Source organism: Streptomyces sp. H27-H1, assembly GCF_026627445.1.
Lineage (GTDB): Bacteria > Actinomycetota > Actinomycetes > Streptomycetales > Streptomycetaceae > Streptomyces.
The window spans coordinates 80,221-97,145 of record NZ_JAPNLJ010000034.1 but is presented as its reverse complement, the minus strand read 5'-3'; the positions used below and the strand labels follow the sequence as shown (position 1 = coordinate 97,145).

Genomic DNA, 16,925 nt, shown 5'->3' with positions numbered 1-16,925 from the left:
TGACGACCTTCAGGGCCGCGGCCTTCGGGCTGTTGACGACGATGCCCGCGGAGTCGTAGCCGCGGTACTCCAGTCGCTGCAGGCCTTCCAGCAGCAGCGGTGCCACGTCACGCTTGCCGATGTAACCCACGATTCCGCACATAAGGTCTTTCCCCTCCGAAGTTCGATTGCTCTTGCCGCTGCCCTGCCCCGCACCCCTGCGCGTGGCCGGGGTGGTGCTCAGCCGTAGACGATGCGGCGCAGTTGCCGGAGCGAGAGCTCCGGCGGCGCTACGGCGCGGTGCGGCAGTTCGGCCGCGATCCGCTCGAAGATGTCCGCGTTGACCGCGCCCCCGGACTGGAGCTCACGGTGGCGCCGTCGGACGAACGCCTCGGTGCTCTCGTCGAAGTACGCGAGGACGTCGAGCACCACTCGGGCGGCTTCGCCCCGCTGGAGCGAGGTGCTGCGCACCAAGTGGTCGACGAGGTCTTCGTGCGACGGGCGGCGGTCGGGCATCCGTTGATATTGGCGGCATGGACGGCAGAACGCAAAAATCCTGCCCGAAATCGGGCAGGATCGCGCTGGTCTGGACCAGGGGAAGGGTTAATTCCGGTCTTTGATGATCAGAAACCCTGATGCAGCTCTCCCAGCTCGCGCAGCCGGCGCAGCAGGGCGTCGTGGTCCTCCGCCGGTGCGGCGGCAGGGACATCGGCCGGGGCGGCGGCCTGGACGAGGGCCGGGGCGGTCTTCGCCCCGGCCTCCGGCCCGGCCGCGGGCGGGAGCGAAGACGCGGACCCGGGCGCCGCCGGGTGCGGCATGCGGACCGCGACGGCCGCCGCGACCAGCGCCATCAGGGGGTCCTTCTTGAAGCCGAACAGCTCCACCGTGTGCGGGTCGTACTTCGGCGCGGAGCTCTGGGCGGCGCCCGCCAGGGTGAAGCGGATCCACCCGTTCTCCAGCCCCCGGGACGGGGCCCACTCCACCGACCGCAGATCGGCGAGCCTGAACTCCCGTGCCCCGCCGGAGCGTTTGGCCTCCTCCGTCGTCCAGTTCCACTCCAGGGCCACCCGGTCCCCGTCGAAGGCCACCGTCCCGTCGCCCGCGCCGACCGTGATCGGCACGGCGGGACCCGGCAGGAGATAGGAGTCGGCGGGCCCGGCGTCCACCTGGTCCAGCAGCAGGGCGGCCCGCACCTCGTCCACGAAGTACTCCGCCACCCCGCCGCGGTCCGGCTCGACGGTCAGCCGGTACGGATCGGAGCCCTCCGGCAGCCGGCCGCCCGTCACCTGGAGCAGCGGGTCGGCGCCGTCACGCAGCCGCAGGCGCAGCCGGCCCGCCTTGCGCCCCGCTTCGTAGGAGATCCCGGCGAGCGCGCGCAGCGGTACGAGCACCTCGCCCAGCGTCTGGCGCAGCAGCCCCACCCCTTTGTCGCGGCCCGGCACGATGCGTACCGCGTCCCCGTCGAAGGTCCATGTGCCGTCCTTCTGGATGATTTCCGCCATCCCCGGATTCTTGCACCGCCCTCGCGGGCGCGGTTGGCCTATACCTGTGCCCATGAGAGTTCCGCGACGCACGCTCGCCGCCCTCCTCGTCCTCGCCGCCGTCCCCGCGGCCGCCTCCTGCGGCGGCGCCGCCCGGGGGGACGACGCCCGGCCCGGCGACGAGCCGCCCGTGGCGCTCGCGCCCTACCAACGGCTCCTGCCGGCCCCCGTCTCCGCGCACGCCGAAGGCCCGGGGTACGCCTTCGGACCGGGCACGGTCATTCGCACCGGGCCGCGGGACGACGAGGAGGTCCGCAAGGTCGGCGAACTCCTCGCCGAGCAGCTGCGCGGCCCCAGCGGGCTGCCGCTGCCCGTGGTCGACGGCGTGGAGGGCGACGGGATCCGGCTGCGCATCGACGAGGGCACCGAGGGGGCGGGGGAGGAGGGCTACCGGCTGGAGTCCGGGCCCGGCGGGGTCACCCTCACCGCCCGCACGCCCGCAGGCCTCTTCCACGCGGGCCAGACGCTGCGCCAGCTGCTGCCGGTGTCCGGTCCGGGGGCGGTACCGGGCGGCACGGTCACCGACGCGCCGCGCTTCGCGTACCGGGGGGCGATGGTGGACGTGGCCCGCCACTTCTTCACGGTTGAGCAGGTGAAGAGGTACCTCGACCAGCTCGCGCAGTACAAGGTCAACACCCTGCACCTGCACCTGACCGACGACCAGGGCTGGCGCATCGCGATCGACTCCTGGCCGAGGCTGGCCGAGCACGGCGGCGCCGGCGAGGTCGGCGGGGGACCCGGCGGGCACTGGACGAAGGACGAGTACCGGGACCTGGTGGCCTACGCGGCGGAGCGCTACGTGGACGTGGTCCCGGAGATCGACATGCCCGGGCACGTGAACGCGGCGCAGGCCGCCTACGCCGAGCTGAACTGCGACGGCAAGGCGCGCGAGCGCTACACCGGGATCAAGGTCGGCTTCAGCTCGCTGTGCGTGGGCAAGGAGCGGACCTACGAGTTCATCGACGAGGTGCTGGGGGAGATCGCGGAGCTGACCCCGGGCAAGTACCTCCACATCGGCGGCGACGAGGCGCACTCCACGCCCGCCGCGGACTACGCGGCCTTCATGGACCGGGCGCAGGCGGTGGTGGCCCGGCACGGAAAGACGGTGGTGGCCTGGCACCAGCTGGCCGCGGCCCGGCCCGCCCCGGGAGCGGTGCTCCAGTACTGGGGCCACGACCGCACGGCGGCCTCCGAGAAGGCGGCGGTGGCCGCGGCGGGCAGCCCGGTGATCCTGTCCCCGGCCGACCGGCTCTACCTGGACATGAAGTACGACAAGGCGACCAAGCCGGGGCTGGCCTGGGCCGGGTACGTGCCGGTGCGCCGGGCCTACGACTGGGACCCGGGGGCCTTTCTGACGGGTCTCCCGGAGTCCGCGGTCCTCGGGGTGGAGGCGCCGCTGTGGACGGAGACCATCGCGACCCGCTCCGACCTGGAGTACATGGCCTTCCCCAGGGTCCTGGGCCTCGCGGAACTGGGCTGGTCCCCGGCCGCCACCCGCGACTGGGCCTCGTACCGGCTGCGCCTGGCGGCCCAGGGCCCGCGCCTCGACGCCCAGGACGTCAACTACCACCGGGCGCCGGACGTGCCGTGGGGCCGGTGACGGCTCGCCGGAACGGGGCACCACCTGCCTGATCGCGGGCTCGGACGGTGCTGCAGGATGTGCGGATGATATTCCGAGGCAAGAAGCTCCCGGGCGCCGTGGACCAGTTCGAGAAGGCCGTGCGCGCGCAGGACCCGGCGGCGTCGGAACGGGCGTTCGCGCAGCTCCACCGGGCGGTCGGCAAGGCCGGTGCCGTCGAGTCCCGGGAGGCGGGACCCCGGTTGGCGGCGCTGCTCGGGGACGTGCCGCCCGGGCCGAGGGCCACGGTCGCGGTGCTCGTCGGGGCGTGCGTGGAACGGGGCGCGGACCCGGTCGCTTGCGCGCCGGGGATCCTCGCCGGGGCCACGGAGGCGTTCGCGGTCGCCGGTGACTTCTGCGCGCGCTGGACGGACACGGGCGGCGGGGAACTGCCGGACCCGGACGAGGAGCACACCGAAGAGATTGCCGCGCGGGTGGGGCACGAGCTCGCGGTCGGCTGGTTCTCCCTGCCGGAGTGGGAGATGGCGGCCGTCGCCGTGCTGGGCACGGCATCCGTGCGCCGGACGGCGGAGCGCAAGTCGGAGCTGCTCGCAGGCGTGGAGCGGGTGGCCGAGGCCTCGGGCCAAGCGTTCAAGTGCCTGACGTACGCCCTGCGGGTGCTGGACGACGAACCGCTCGTCGTCCTGCACCGCGAGAGCGGAACCGGCTTCGCCCTGCGCATGAGCGGAATCGGTGACAACTTCCAGCTGCACACCCTGCTCGCGGGCGTGCTCATCGGTGGGAAGCACGTGCCGGGCGAGGCGCCGTCGGCGCGGGAGATCGCCGTGTGCCGGGACGCTGCCGGGACGGCCCCGACGGCCGGGGCGTTCAACCTGGTCGGTGCGGACGGAAGCTGGATCTTCAACGAGGGCGCCCCGAGCGACATCGCCGTCGTGGACGGCGTCCGGCTGCTCGTCCTGGACCCGTCCCCGTACCGGCGGAGCTGGGACGCCGGGCGGTTCTTCCCCGGTATGCACGGCGACCTGGTGCTGGAGCGGGTGCTCGGCGCGGAGGAGGCCGGCGGCTGGTTCGGCGAGGTGGCTCCGGACAAGGGGTGGGCGCGCTCGTGAGGAACCGGAGCGGGGCCTAGAGCTTCGCGGTCGGGTCCTCGTCGGGCGCCCGGCCCGCGTACGCCTCCGCGAGGAGCTCCTCCTCGCCGGCGCCGAGACGCCAGTAGCCGGTGAAGCGGACCGCGCGGCGGTCGATGCCGCAGTCCTGGACGAAGTGCCTGCGGACCGCGCGGATCGTCGCGGACTCGCCCGCGATCCAGACGTACGGGGCTTCGGCGGTGGGTGCTCCGGCCGCCCGGAGGGCCTCCAGCAGCCGGTCGGTGCGTTCCCGGCCGGCGCCCGGATCCCGTACGACCCAGGTGATGTCCGCGTCGGCGGACGTCGGCAGGTACAGCCGGTCGTCCTCGTGCGGGACCTCGAACCAGGCCCTGACCAAGGTGCCCCCGGGGAGCCGGTCCAGGATCGCGGCGGCCGCCGGCAGGGCCGTCTCGTCCGCGTACATCAGGATCGCGTCGGTGGCGGCCGGTGGCTGGAAACGTACGGACTTGTTCTCCGCGACGGCCGGGCCGATGGTGCCGTGCAGGACGAAGTCGATGTCCACCTCGTCCACGCCGCCGGGGGTCCGCCGCTGTTCGCGGACCGTGTACGAGCGCATCACCGGGCGTTCCTCGTCGGGCATCGCGCGCCAGTCCGCGAACCAGGTGTCCTCGCCCGTGGACGGCAGCGCCGTGTGCTCCCGTCCGGCGGGCGGCAGGAAGAGGGAGAGGCTCTGGTCGTAGCCGCCCGAGCGGAATTCACCGAGGGACCCGCCGCCGAAGGTGATCCGCAGGAACGAGCGGCCGAGGCGGCGCGTGCGCAGGACTTCGAGCTCGAAGAACCGGAAGTGCGGGGTGCCTTCGGCGGTGTCGGCGGCTTCGGAAACCGTGCCCTCGGGCGCGCTGGCTGATGAGGTGGCGGTCATGCGGGTCCCCCCTGGGATTCGGGTCGCTGCCGGGCTGGGCAAAAAAGCCCCGGCGCCGTGAGGCGCCGGGGCCGGACGGCTCGGGGCGTGTCCTTCGGACCGGGCCCGGTCCGATCCCAAGGCACACCCCAGGGGTCAGCTGACCTTCTTGGCGTTCTGGACGGCCTTCGTGAGCTCTTCGACGATCTGCGCGCACTTCTCGTAGGAGTAGATCGGCTCGGTCACGCGGGGGGTGATCTGACCGGCCTTGACGGCCGGCATCTCGGCCCAGGTCGGCTTGGCCTTCAGCTCCGTCGGCTGGAGGGTGCCGGTGCGGTTGTCGAGGAGGACCACGTCGGCCTTGTACTTGCCGGCGTTCTCCCAGCTGAGGCTCTCGAAGAAGCCGCCCTCGTCGGTCTTCTCCGGGGCGACGAACTCGACGCCGAGCGACTGGAAGTACTTCAGGTCGGCGGAGGTGTCCGGGGTGGAGACGTAGAACAGGTCGGCGGAGCCGGAACCGACGAGCACCTTGATGCCGGGGTTCGCCTTGGTCGCCTCGCGGAGCTTCGCGGAGGCGGCTTCGAAACGGGCCTTGGCTTCGACGGCCTTCTTGGTGTTCAGGTCCGCGCCCAGGGAGTCGGCGAGCTCCGCGGTGCGGGCCAGGGCCTTGTCCATCGAGACGTCACCGCCCGCACCGATCGCGGCGGCCGGGGCCAGCTTCAGGATCTTGTCCTTGGAGGCCGCGGGCACGTACCAGTAGCTGTCCTTCTCCCAGGTGTTGGTGACGAGCAGGTCGGGCTGGAGGGCCGCGTACTTCTCGACGTTGAACTCGTCGTAGACGTTGCCGAGGATCTCGACCTTGGAGATGTCCATCGAGCCGGCCTGGACGTCGGCCTTGCCGTCGGCGGTCCTGGTCGGGCCGAACACGCCCTTGACGTTGACCCCGTAGTCGTACAGGGCGGCCGCGGTACCGGTGAAGGCGACGATGTTCTTCGGCTTCGACTTGGCGGTGACTTCCTTGCCGAGGTCGTCCTTGAAGCTCCAGGCCGCGGCGCCCGAGTCCTTGCCGCCCGACCCGTCCTTCGCGGAGCCGCTGCTGCCGCAAGCGGTGAGCGCGGCCACGAGGCCGAGGGCGCCGCCTGCCGCGATGAGACCGCGGCGGGTGAGGAGGGAGGAGCGGGACTTGGGCATGGCGGTGTCCGTTTTCGTGCGTACCGGGGGCTGTCAGGCCTTTTGGTGGGAAGGTTAGCCTAACCTTGCTTGAAAACGGAAAGGGGCCCTGTCGACCAGAGCCCCTCCCGCCTCGCTGCCTGCCCCGCCGCCGGCTTTAGACGGAGAGTCCCAGCTCACGCGCGATGAGCATGCGCTGCACCTCGCTCGTGCCCTCGCCGATTTCCAGGATCTTCGAATCCCGCCACATGCGGGCCACCGGGTACTCGTTCATGAACCCGTAGCCGCCGTGGATCTGCGTGGCGTCGCGCGCGTTGTCGACCGCCACCGTCGAGGAGTACAGCTTCGCGATGGCCGCCTCCTTCTTGAACGGCTCGCCGGCCACGAGCCTGGAGGCCGCGTCGCGCCAGCCGATCCGGGCCATGTGGGCGCGCATCTCCATGTCCGCCAGCTTGAACTGGATGGCCTGGTTGTCGCCGATCGCCTTGCCGAAGGCGTGCCGCTCCTTCGCGTACTTCACCGACTCGTCCACGCAGCCCTGCGCCAGGCCCGTCGCGAGCGCCGAGATGGCGACCCGGCCCTCGTCGAGGATCCGCAGGAACTGGGCGTAGCCGCGGCCCTCTTCGCCGACCAGGTTGGCGAGGGGGACCCGTACGCCGTCGAAGGACAGCTCGCGGGTGTCCGAGGAGTTCCAGCCGACCTTGGAGTACGGGGCGGCCACCGTGAAGCCCGGGGTGCCGGACGGGACGATGATCGAGGAGATCTCCGGGCGGCCGTCCGCCTTGCGGCCCGTCACGGCGGTGACGGTGACCAGGCCGGTGATGTCCGTACCGGAGTTGGTGATGAAGCACTTCGAGCCGTTGATCACCCACTCGCCGCCGTCCCGGACGGCGGTCGTACGGGTGCCGCCCGCATCCGAGCCCGCCCCCGGCTCGGTCAGGCCGAAGGCGCCGAGGATCTCGCCGGAGCACATCCGCGGCAGCCACTGCTGCTTCTGCTCCTCGGTGCCGAAGAGGTAGAGGGGCATCGCGCCGAGCGAGACGCCGGCCTCCAGGGTGATGGCGACCGAGGAGTCGACGCGGGCCAGCTCCTCCAGGGCGATGCCGAGGGCGAGGTAGTCGCCGCCCATGCCGCCGTACTCCTCCGGGAAGGGCAGGCCGAACAGGCCCATGCGGCCCATCTCACGGACGATCTCGTACGGGAACTCGTGACGCTCGTACAGATCGCCGATCTTGGGCGCCACGACGTCGTGCGCGAACGCCTCTACGGTGCGGCGGAGTTCCTCGTGCTCGGGGGTGAGCCGGTGGTCGAGGGCCATGGTCTTCGTTACTCCTTGTGGGAGAGGGCGCGGACGGTACGGGAGGGGCTGGGTCGCCCCAACTGCTCGGCCATCCACACGCTCGTGGCGGTGAGGTCGGCCAGATCGACCCCGGTCTCGATGCCGAGGCCGTCGAGCATCCAGACGAGGTCCTCGGTCGCGAGATTGCCGGTGGCGCTCTTCGCGTACGGGCATCCGCCGAGGCCGCCCGCGGAGGCGTCGACGGTGCTCACGCCGTGCTGGAGCGCGGCGAGGGTGTTGGACAGGGCCTGGCCGTAGGTGTCGTGGAAGTGCACGCCGATCCGGTCGGTGGCGACGCCCTCCCCGTTGAGCGCGGAGAGGAGGGCCCGCACGTGTCCCGGGGTGGCGACGCCGATGGTGTCGCCGAGGCTCAGCTCGTCACAGCCGAGGTCCAGCAGGGCCTTGGCGACGCCGACCACCTGGTGGACCGGGACCGGGCCCTCCCAGGGGTCGCCGAAGCACATGGACAGGTAGCCGCGCACATGGGCCTTGTGGTCCTTGGCGCGGGCCACGACCGGCTCGAACATCGCGAGGGACTCGGCGACGGTCCGGTTGAGGTTGCGGGAGGCGAAGGTCTCGGTGGCCGAGCCGAACACGGCGATACGGGTGGCGCCGAGCGCGAGCGCGCGGTCGAGGCCGCGCTCGTTGGGGACGAGGACCGGCAGCGCGGCCTCCACGTCGGCGAGGAGGGGGAAGAGCTCCTCGGCGTCGGCCAGCTGGGGGACCCACTTGGGGTGTACGAAGCTGGTCGCCTCGATGGTGGTGAGCCCGGCGGCGGCCAGCCGGTGCACGAACTCGGCCTTGACGTGCGTGGGGACGGCCGTCTTCTCGTTCTGCAGCCCGTCGCGGGCGCCGACCTCGTGGATGCGGATCCGGGCCGGGAGGCTCTCGTCCGCGAAGCTCATCGGGAGCCCGTTCATCCGCTCTCCTCCTCGGGGTCGGGGGTGACCACGGCCAGGACCTGGTCCATGGCGACGGTGCTGCCGGGGGTGACGTCGAGTTCGGTGACGGTGCCGGCGTGCGGGGCGGAGATGACGTGCTCCATCTTCATGGCCTCGACGACGAGCAGGCTCTGCCCGGCCGCGACCTTCTCCCCGACGGCCACCTTCACGACGGTGACGGTGCCGGGCATGGGGGCGGCGAGGGTGTCGGCGCCGGTCCTCGTCCCGCCGTGCAGGTTCGCCTCGACGGGGTCGTGCGTCTGCACGTGCCAGGAGTCCGCGTCGCGGCCCAGCCAGACCCCCTCCGGGGAGGTCGCGTAGGCGAAGCGGTGCGTGATTCCGTCGAGTTCGACCGTGAGCTGGTCGGCGGTGAGTTCGACGAGCCGGCCCCGGGCCGGTGCGCTGGGGCTCCGTGCCGGTTGTGGCCCGGCGCCCTCGCCGGCCGCGGACTCTACGAGCACCTCGGTGTCGGAGCCCGACGGGCGGGTCCGGACGGTGACGGGGTCCTGGCCCGGGAGGCGGAAGTGGTGCACCGTCCAGGCGGGTGTGCCGCCGAGGCGCCAGCCGTTGGCGGAGTCGAACGGGTCGACCCAGTCGGGCCGGTTGCGGGAAGGGGTGGGGCGGGGGACGTTCAGCAGCGCGGTCGCCGCGTACACCTGCGAGGGGATGCCCTCCGGGAGGAGGGACGGGAGGTCCCGTTCCACCAGGCCCGTGTCCAGGTTGCCGGACACCACGTCGGGGTGCGCCAACAGCCTGCGCAGGAAACCCGCGTTGGTCTGGACACCCAGGATGACGGTGTCGGCGAGAGCGCCCCGCAGGACCCGTAGGGCCGCTGCCCGGTCGGGGCCGTAAGCGATCACCTTCGACAGCATCGGGTCGTACGTCGACCCCGTGTCCACGCCCGCCACCAGCCCGGAGTCGGTGCGCACACAGCCGCCCGACGGCTCGGAGAGGGCCAGGACCATGCCCCCGGAGGGCAGGAACCCGCGCGCCGGGTCCTCCGCGCAGACGCGGGCCTCGATGGCGTGCCCGGTCAGCCGGACCTGCGACTGGTCGAAGCCGAGCTCCGAGCCGGCCGCCACCCGCAGCTGCTGCTCCACCAGGTCGAGTCCGGTGATCAGTTCCGTCACCGGGTGCTCCACCTGGAGCCGGGTGTTCATCTCCATGAAGTAGTACGAGGAGGGGTCCCCGCCGGGCACGATGAACTCCACCGTGCCCGCGCCGACGTACCCGCACGAGCGCGCCGCCTCCACCGCCGCCGCGCCCATCGAGGCCCGCAGCTCCGGCGTCAGCAGGACCGACGGCGCTTCCTCGATCACCTTCTGGTGGCGCCGCTGGAGCGAGCACTCGCGCTCCCCGAGGTGGACCACGTTGCCGTGCGCGTCCGCCAGTACCTGGATCTCGATGTGCCGGGGCCGGTCCACCCAGCGCTCCACGAGCAGGGTGTCGTCGCCGAAGGAGGACTTCGCCTCGCGCCGGGCCGCCGCGATCTCCTCGCCCAGCACTCCGGGGTCCCGAACCAGCCGCATGCCCTTGCCGCCGCCGCCCGCCGAGGGCTTCAGCAGCACCGGCATACCGATCTCCTCGGCGGCGGCGACCAGTTCGGCATCCGACAGGCCGCTGCCCGAGGAGCCCGGGACCACCGGGACACCGGCGGCGCGGACCGTCGCCTTGGCCCGGATCTTGTCGCCCATCAGGGAGATGGCGGAGGCGGGCGGTCCGATGAAGGTCAGCCCCGCCTCGGCGCAGGCGGCCGCGAAGGCCGCGTTCTCCGCGAGGAAGCCGTAGCCGGGGTGGATCGCCTCGGCGCCCGTCCGCCGGGCGGCGTCCAGCAGCCGCTCCACCGACAGGTAGCTCTCGGCGGCTGCCGCCGGGCCGATCCGGACGGCCGTGTCGGCCTCCCGTACGTGGCGTGCGTCCGCGTCCGCGTCGCTGAAGACGGCCACCGACCGCACGCCCAGTTCGCGCAGGGTGCGGATGACGCGTACCGCGATCTCGCCGCGGTTGGCGACCAGAACAGTCGTAAACATGGTCCTCACATCCGGAAGATGCCGAAGTGCGGCTCGCCCAAGGGGGCGTTCGCGCATGCGGTCAGGGCCAGTCCCAGCACCTGCCGGGTCTCCATCGGGTCGATGACCCCGTCGTCCCACAGCCGCGCCGTGGCGTAGTAGGCGTTGCCCTGTTCCTCGTACTGCGCCCGGACCGGGGCCTTGAAGGCCTCCTCGTCCTCGGCCGGCCACTCCTGGCCGCCGCCCTCGATCTGGTCCCGCTTGACGGTGGCGAGCACGGACGCGGCCTGTTCGCCGCCCATCACCGAGATCTTGGCGTTGGGCCACATCCACATGAACCGCGGCGAGTACGCCCGCCCGCACATCGAGTAGTTGCCCGCGCCGTACGAGCCGCCGACCACCACCGTGAGCTTCGGGACCCGCGTGCAGGCCACGGCCGTGACCATCTTGGCGCCGTGCTTGGCGATGCCGCCGGCCTCGTAGTCCCGGCCGACCATGAAGCCGGAGATGTTCTGGAGGAAGAGCAGCGGGATGCCGCGCTGGTCGCACAGCTCGATGAAGTGCGCGCCCTTCTGGGCGGATTCGGAGAACAGGATGCCGTTGTTGGCGACGATCCCGACCGGGTGCCCGTGGATCCGGGCGAAGCCGGTGACCAGGGTCTGCCCGAACTCCGCCTTGAACTCCTGGAAGCGGGAGCCGTCCACGATCCGGGCGATGATCTCGCGGGCGTCGTAGGGGGTGCGGGAGTCGACGGGGACCGCGCCGTAGAGCCCGTACGGGTCCACCTTGGGCTCCTGGGGCGCCTCGACCGACCAGGGCAGGGCCCCGCGCTCGGGCAGGGTCGCCACGATGTTCCGTACGATCCGCAGCGCGTGCGCGTCGTCCTCCGCCAGGTGGTCGGTGACACCGGAGACCCGGGAGTGCACCTCGCCGCCGCCCAGCTCCTCGGCCGTCACCACCTCGCCGGTGGCGGCCTTCACCAGCGGCGGGCCGCCGAGGAAGATCGTGCCCTGGCCGCGGACGATGACGGCCTCGTCGCTCATGGCCGGTACGTACGCGCCGCCCGCCGTGCAGGAACCGAGGACGGCGGCGATCTGCGGAATGCCGGCCCCCGACATGCGGGCCTGGTTGTAGAAGATGCGGCCGAAGTGCTCCCGGTCGGGGAAGACCTCGTCCTGCAGGGGGAGGAAGGCGCCGCCCGAGTCGACCAGGTAGAGGCAGGGGAGACGATTCTCCAGGGCCACCTCCTGGGCGCGCAGGTGCTTCTTCACGGTCATCGGGTAGTAGGTGCCGCCCTTGACGGTGGCGTCGTTCGCGACGATGACGCACTCGCGGCCGCTGACCCGGCCGATGCCGGCGATGACCCCGGCGGCCGGGGCCGCGCCCCCGTACATGCCCTCGGCGGCCAGCGGGGCCAGCTCCAGGAAGGGGGATCCGGGGTCGAGGAGGGCGTCCACGCGGTCGCGCGGCAGCAGTTTCCCGCGGGCGGTGTGGCGGGCGCGGGCCTTCTCGCCGCCACCGAGCCGGGCCGCCTCCAGGCGGGCGCGCAGGCCCTCGGTGAGCTCGCGGTGGGCGGCCTCGTTGGCCCGCCAGGCATCGGACGCCGGGTCGGCGGCGCTCGTCAGCACTGGTGCCTGCTGCATCGGTCGAGCTCCCTTGCTCGGTGCGCTCTTGTTAATGAGCGTTAACGCATGTGGGGCTTAGGTTAACGACCGCTAACGGCCCTGTCTAGAATGGATTCCCATGAGCACCAGAGCGGCCGCCCCCACCCGGCGCGAACAGATCCTCGGCGAGGCTGCCCGCCTCTTCGCCGAGCGCGGTTTCCACGGCGTCGGCGTGGACGAGATAGGGGCCGCGGTGGGTATCAGCGGACCCGGCCTGTACCGGCATTTCGCGGGCAAGGACGCGATGCTCGCCGAGCTGCTCGTCGGCATCAGCGAACGGCTGCTGACCGGTGGCCGCCGACGGACGGAGGAAGAGGCCGGAGACCCGCGCGGCGTACTGGCCTCCCTCATCGAGGGCCACATCGACTTCGCGCTCGACGACAGGGCGCTGATCACCCTCCACGACCGGGAGCTGGACCGGCTGCGGGAGGCCGACCGCAAGCTCGTACGGCAGCTGCAGCGCCAGTACGTGGAGCTGTGGGTCGACGTCGTACGCGAGCTGCACCCCGAGGTGGGCGAGGCGGAGGTACGCGTCTGCGTGCACGCGGTCTTCGGCCTGCTGAACTCCACCCCGCACCTGGCGGCGCTCGGCCGGGAGGCGACGGAAGCACTCCTGCGCCGGCTCGCGAACGGGGCCTTCGGGGCGCTGTCGGGATGAGGCCCCGTGTCCGCCGGTCGGGATGGAGCGGACGACTGCGCCCGCGCGGCGGCAGAATGGGCCGCATGCCGAAGCCGATAGAGACGCCTGTCCCCAGCCGAGCCGAACTCATCGACCACCTGGTCCGCACGCGGATCGCGGGGCAGGTGGCCACGCCGCGCGACAACAACCTCTCCCACTACCGCAAGCTCGCCAACGGCGACCGGCACTACTGGCTGGGCCTGGAGCTGGGCGACCGCTGGACGGACGAGCAGGACGTGCTCGCGGTGATGGCTGAACGCTGCGGGGTCGTGGACGACGCGGAGTACCGCTTCGGCCAGGACACCATCGACCCCGAACTCACCGTGTCCGGCCTGGACCGGATGGCGGCACGGCTGCGCAAGGCCGCGCTGGACCGGCAGAGCGTGCTGCTGGCCACCGGGCACCCGGGCGGGCTGCTGGACGTCCACCGGGCCACCGCCGACGCGCTGCGGGCGGCGGGCTGCGAGATCGTGGTGATCCCGCCGGGCCTGACGGCGGACGAGGGCTCGGTGTGGCAGTTCGCGGACGTCGCCGTACTCGAGCGGGGCGCGACCCTTTGGCACACGCATTCCCCGGAGCCGATGGCGGCCATCCTGGACGCACTGGCGGCGCACGGCCGCCCCCAGCCCGACCTGGTCGTCGCCGACCACGGCTGGGCGGGCTGCGCGGCGCAGCGCGGCCTGGACGCGGTGGGCTACGCCGACTGCAACGACCCGGCGCTCTTCCTGGCCGAGGCCGAAGGCACCCTCCAGGTGGCGGTCCCCCTGGACGACCACGTCCGCGACCCCCGCTTCTACGACCCGATGACCGCCTACCTCCTCGCGGCGGCGGGCCTGCTGTAGCCGCCACCCGGGGCTCCGCGTCCGCCGTGCGGCGCCGTCGCCGGGGCCAGCCCGCGGGGGTCCGGGGGCTGGTCCCGGGGTGCGAGCATCGCGTCAAAGAGGCGTCGGCGTCGGCGTCGGGTCCAGATACACCCGGCGGATCGCAGGGAACCGCTCCCGCAGCTGCGCCTCCGCCTGCTCGCACGCCGCCTCCACCTGCCGCGCGGACGCCAGGTCGTGGAAGTCGACCTTCGCCGCGATCAGCACTTCCGAAGGCCCCTGCATCAGCGTGGTGAGCTCCAGCACGGCTTCGATGTGCAGGACCGACAGCAGTTCCTCCCGTACCTCGGTCCGCATCCGCTCCGGGAGCGGCCGCCCGATCAGGTACTGCGCGTTCGAGCGGCCCAGCTCCCACGCCACCCAGACGAGCAGCAGGCCGATCAGCAGCGAGGCCACGCCGTCGTACACGCCCGAGCCCGTGAGCTGCGCCCCCAGCAGGCCGCCCGCCGCCAGTGCCAGCCCGATCAGCGCGGCCATGTTCTCGAGCAGGACGGCCTTCACCGCCGTGTCGGGGGTGTGTTTCACGTACAGCCTCAGCGGCGCCCGCATGCGCTGCGCCTCGCCCTTGACCTGTCGCCAGGCGACGAGGAGCGAGTAGCCCTCCAGGAGGAAGGCGACGGCCAGGATGATGTAGGACAGTGTCGGGTTCCCGGGGTCCTCCCCGTGGAGCAGCGTGTGGATGCCGTCGTAGACGGCGAAGACCGCGCCGCCGACGAAGGTGGCGATCGATGCGAGCAGTGCCCAGATGTACCGCTCCGGCCCGTACCCGAGCGGGTGCGCCTCGTCCGCGGGCTTAGCGCTCCGCTTCAGCGAGGTCAGGAGCATCACCTCGGTCACCGTGTCGGCCACCGAGTGCGCGGCTTCGGAGAGCATCGCGCTCGATCCGCTGACGATCCCGCCCACCGCTTTGGCGGCGGCGATGCCGAGGTTCGTGATCACGGCGACGACGACCGTGCCGACGCTCTCGTCCTCGCCTGGGCCCCCGCCCGGGATTCCGCTTCCGTTTCCGTTCACCATCGCATCGCTGCTGGACATGGTGTGACGTTACGTCGGACGGCCCTACCGCGCGCGCGGGACGCGCACCAGGCCTTCCTGGATGACCGTCACGGCGAGCCTGCCGTCCTGGGTCCAGATCCGGGCCTGGCCGAGGCCCCGGCCGGCGGCCGCCGAGGGCGACTCCTGGTCGTACAGCAGCCATTCGTCGGCGCGGAACGGCCGGTGGAACCACATCGCGTGGTCCAGCGAGGCGCCGACGACGTCGCCGACCGCCCATCCGCCCCGCCCGTGGGCGAGCAGCACCGAGTCGAGCAGGGTCATGTCGGACACGTAGGTGGCCAGGCAGGTGTGCAGCAGGGGGTCGGCGCTGTCCAGCTTGCCGGAGGTACGGAACCACACCTGCGAGCGCGGTTCTACCGGTTCGCCGACGGTGCCCCAGGGCGGGACCGTCGCGTACCGCAGGTCCACCGCGCCGCGCGCCTCGATCAGCCGCTCCACCGTGCCCGGGTCGCGGAAGACCTCCCGGTAGCTGGGAAGTGATTCGGCGGCCGTCGGCAGGGTCTCCGGATCGGGCGCGTCGGGCATCGTGCTCTGGTGGTCGAGCCCCTCCTCGTACGTCTGGAAGGACGCGGAGAGGTGGAAGATCGGCTGGCCGTGCTGGACGGCGACGACCCGGCGCGTGGTGAAGGAGCGCCCGTCGCGGATCCGGTCGACGGAGTACACGATGGGCGCGCCCGGGTCCCCGGCGCGCAGGAAGTACGAGTGCAGCGAGTGCGCGGTGCGGTCCTCGGGCACGGTGCGGCCGGCCGCGACCAGGGCCTGGGCGGCGACCTGGCCGCCGAAGACCCGCGGTACCAGCGCCGAACGGCTGGTACCGCGGAAGATGTTCTCCTCGATCTGCTCGAGGTCGAGCAGATCGAGGAGCGACGTCAATGCCTCGTTCATGGAGTGAAGGCTAGGTGCCTTACAGGCCCATCGACTTGGCGATGATGGACTTCATGACCTCGCTGGTGCCGCCGTAGATGCGGTTCACGCGGTTGTCGGCGTACAGGCGGGCGATCGGGTACTCGTTCATGTAGCCGTAGCCGCCGTGCAGCTGGAGGCACTTGTCGATGACGCGGTGCGCGACCTCGGTGCAGAACAGCTTCGCGGAAGCGGCCTCGGCGGCGGTGAGCTCACCGGCGTCCAGGGCCTCCAGGGCGCGGTCGGAGACTGCCTCGGCGGCGTCCACCTCGGCCTGGCAGGCGGCCAGTTCGAACTTGGTGTTCTGGAAGTGCGCGACCGGCTTGCCGAAGACGGTGCGGTCCGTCACGTACTGCTGGGCGAACCGGACGGCGGCCTTGGCCTGCGCGTACGCGCCGAAGGCGATGCCCCAGCGCTCGGAGGGCAGGTTGGCGCCGAGGTAGTAGAAGCCCTTGTTCTCCTCGCCCATCAGGTCCTCGACCGGGACCTTGACGTCGACGAAGGCCAGCTCGGCGGTGTCGGACGTGCGCAGGCCGAGCTTGTCCAGCTTGCGGCCGATGGAGTAGCCCTCGGACTTGGTGTCCACGGCGAAGAGGGAGATGCCGAAGCGGCGGTCGTCCTCGCGCGGGGACGAGGTGCGGGCGCAGACGATCACGCGGTCGGCGTGCACGCCGCCGGTGATGAAGGTCTTGGAGCCGTTGAGGACGTAGTGGCTGCCGTCCTCGGAGAGCTTGGCGGTGGTCTTCATGCCCGCTACGTCGGAGCCGGTGCCCGGCTCGGTCATGGCGAGGGCCCACATCTCCTCGCCGCTGACGAACTTCGGCAGGTAGCGCTTCTTCTGCTCGTCGGTGGAGAGCATCTTGATGTAGGGGAGGGCCAGCAGTACGTGGACGCCGGAGCCGCCGAAGTTCACGCCCGCGCGGGAGGTCTCCTCGTACAGGACGGCCTCGAACTTGTGGGTGTCCAGGCCCGCGCCGCCGAACTCCTCGGGGACGTTGATGCCGAAGATGCCCAGCTCGCCGAGCTTGTAGTAGAACTCGCGCGGGGCCTGGCCGGCCGCGAACCATTCGTCGTAGACCGGGACGACCTCGGCCTCGATGAAGGCGCGCATGGTCTCGCGGAACGACTCGTGGTCCTCGTTGAACACCGTACGGCGCACGGCCGACTCCCTTCGTCGCGGCAGTCAGCCGCCCTA

15 protein-coding genes are annotated in these 16,925 nt (G+C 71.9%); 4 read left to right on the top strand and 11 right to left on the bottom strand.

The window, feature by feature from the left end; translation table 11 throughout:
• Positions 1–219: 219 nt before the first annotated feature.
• Together OTB20_RS29890 and OTB20_RS29885 are read right to left on the bottom strand one after the other, a co-directional pair.
• Entirely contained in the window at positions 220–495 is a 276-nt protein-coding gene (locus OTB20_RS29890) for a hypothetical protein (protein ID WP_267757157.1), read from the bottom strand.
• Positions 496–602: 107 nt separating this feature from the next.
• A complete protein-coding gene (locus OTB20_RS29885; RefSeq protein ID WP_267822204.1) occupies positions 603–1,481 on the bottom strand; it encodes a DUF4429 domain-containing protein in 879 nt (292 codons plus the stop codon).
• Between the two features lie 52 nt (positions 1,482–1,533).
• On the opposite strand from OTB20_RS29885, the gene OTB20_RS29880 reads away from it, so the two are divergent.
• Both OTB20_RS29880 and OTB20_RS29875 read left to right on the top strand, forming a co-directional pair.
• Entirely contained in the window at positions 1,534–3,120 is a 1,587-nt protein-coding gene (locus OTB20_RS29880; RefSeq protein WP_267822203.1) for a beta-N-acetylhexosaminidase, read from the top strand.
• Positions 3,121–3,185: 65 nt separating this feature from the next.
• Positions 3,186–4,208, top strand: a complete 1,023-nt coding sequence (locus OTB20_RS29875) for a hypothetical protein (protein WP_267822202.1) — start codon at positions 3,186–3,188, stop codon at positions 4,206–4,208.
• A gap of 16 nt (positions 4,209–4,224) precedes the next feature.
• Here OTB20_RS29875 and OTB20_RS29870 read toward each other — a convergent pair whose 3' ends face one another.
• From OTB20_RS29870 to OTB20_RS29845, 6 genes are all read right to left on the bottom strand, one after another.
• Entirely contained in the window at positions 4,225–5,109 is an 885-nt protein-coding gene (locus OTB20_RS29870) for a siderophore-interacting protein (protein WP_267822201.1), read from the bottom strand.
• A 135-nt stretch (positions 5,110–5,244) separates the two neighbouring features.
• Entirely contained in the window at positions 5,245–6,279 is a 1,035-nt protein-coding gene (locus OTB20_RS29865; RefSeq protein WP_267822199.1) for an ABC transporter substrate-binding protein, read from the bottom strand.
• Positions 6,280–6,415: 136 nt separating this feature from the next.
• Positions 6,416–7,576 (bottom strand): acyl-CoA dehydrogenase family protein, encoded by a 1,161-nt coding sequence (locus OTB20_RS29860; RefSeq protein WP_267822198.1) that lies wholly within the window; start codon positions 7,574–7,576, stop codon positions 6,416–6,418.
• An 8-nt stretch (positions 7,577–7,584) separates the two neighbouring features.
• Positions 7,585–8,517 carry a hydroxymethylglutaryl-CoA lyase gene (locus tag OTB20_RS29855; RefSeq protein ID WP_267822196.1) on the bottom strand — a complete coding sequence of 311 codons (933 nt, stop codon included), beginning with the start codon at positions 8,515–8,517 and terminating at the stop codon, positions 7,585–7,587.
• Positions 8,514–10,568 carry a biotin carboxylase N-terminal domain-containing protein gene (locus OTB20_RS29850; RefSeq protein WP_267822194.1) on the bottom strand — a complete coding sequence of 685 codons (2,055 nt, stop codon included), beginning with the start codon at positions 10,566–10,568 and terminating at the stop codon, positions 8,514–8,516. Before OTB20_RS29850 ends, OTB20_RS29855 begins: the two co-directional genes overlap by 4 nt.
• Positions 10,569–10,573: 5 nt before the next feature.
• Positions 10,574–12,190, bottom strand: a complete 1,617-nt coding sequence (locus OTB20_RS29845; protein ID WP_267757148.1) for a carboxyl transferase domain-containing protein — start codon at positions 12,188–12,190, stop codon at positions 10,574–10,576.
• Between the two features lie 100 nt (positions 12,191–12,290).
• On the opposite strand from OTB20_RS29845, the gene OTB20_RS29840 reads away from it, so the two are divergent.
• Both OTB20_RS29840 and OTB20_RS29835 read left to right on the top strand, forming a co-directional pair.
• Positions 12,291–12,869, top strand: coding sequence for a TetR/AcrR family transcriptional regulator (locus OTB20_RS29840; RefSeq protein WP_267822192.1), 579 nt, complete (start codon positions 12,291–12,293; stop codon positions 12,867–12,869).
• Between the two features lie 56 nt (positions 12,870–12,925).
• Positions 12,926–13,732 carry a phosphatase gene (locus OTB20_RS29835; RefSeq protein ID WP_267757146.1) on the top strand — a complete coding sequence of 269 codons (807 nt, stop codon included), beginning with the start codon at positions 12,926–12,928 and terminating at the stop codon, positions 13,730–13,732.
• A gap of 93 nt (positions 13,733–13,825) precedes the next feature.
• On the opposite strand, the gene OTB20_RS29830 is transcribed toward OTB20_RS29835, so the two are convergent.
• The 3 genes from OTB20_RS29830 to OTB20_RS29820 are packed head-to-tail and all read right to left on the bottom strand — an operon-like array spanning position 13,826 to position 16,889.
• Entirely contained in the window at positions 13,826–14,806 is a 981-nt protein-coding gene (locus OTB20_RS29830) for a cation diffusion facilitator family transporter (protein WP_267822191.1), read from the bottom strand.
• A gap of 24 nt (positions 14,807–14,830) precedes the next feature.
• Positions 14,831–15,712, bottom strand: coding sequence for an acyl-CoA thioesterase II (gene tesB, locus OTB20_RS29825; protein WP_267822189.1), 882 nt, complete (start codon positions 15,710–15,712; stop codon positions 14,831–14,833).
• A 19-nt stretch (positions 15,713–15,731) separates the two neighbouring features.
• Positions 15,732–16,889 (bottom strand): acyl-CoA dehydrogenase family protein, encoded by a 1,158-nt coding sequence (locus tag OTB20_RS29820; protein WP_267822188.1) that lies wholly within the window; start codon positions 16,887–16,889, stop codon positions 15,732–15,734.
• Between the last annotated feature and the right edge of the window lie 36 nt (positions 16,890–16,925).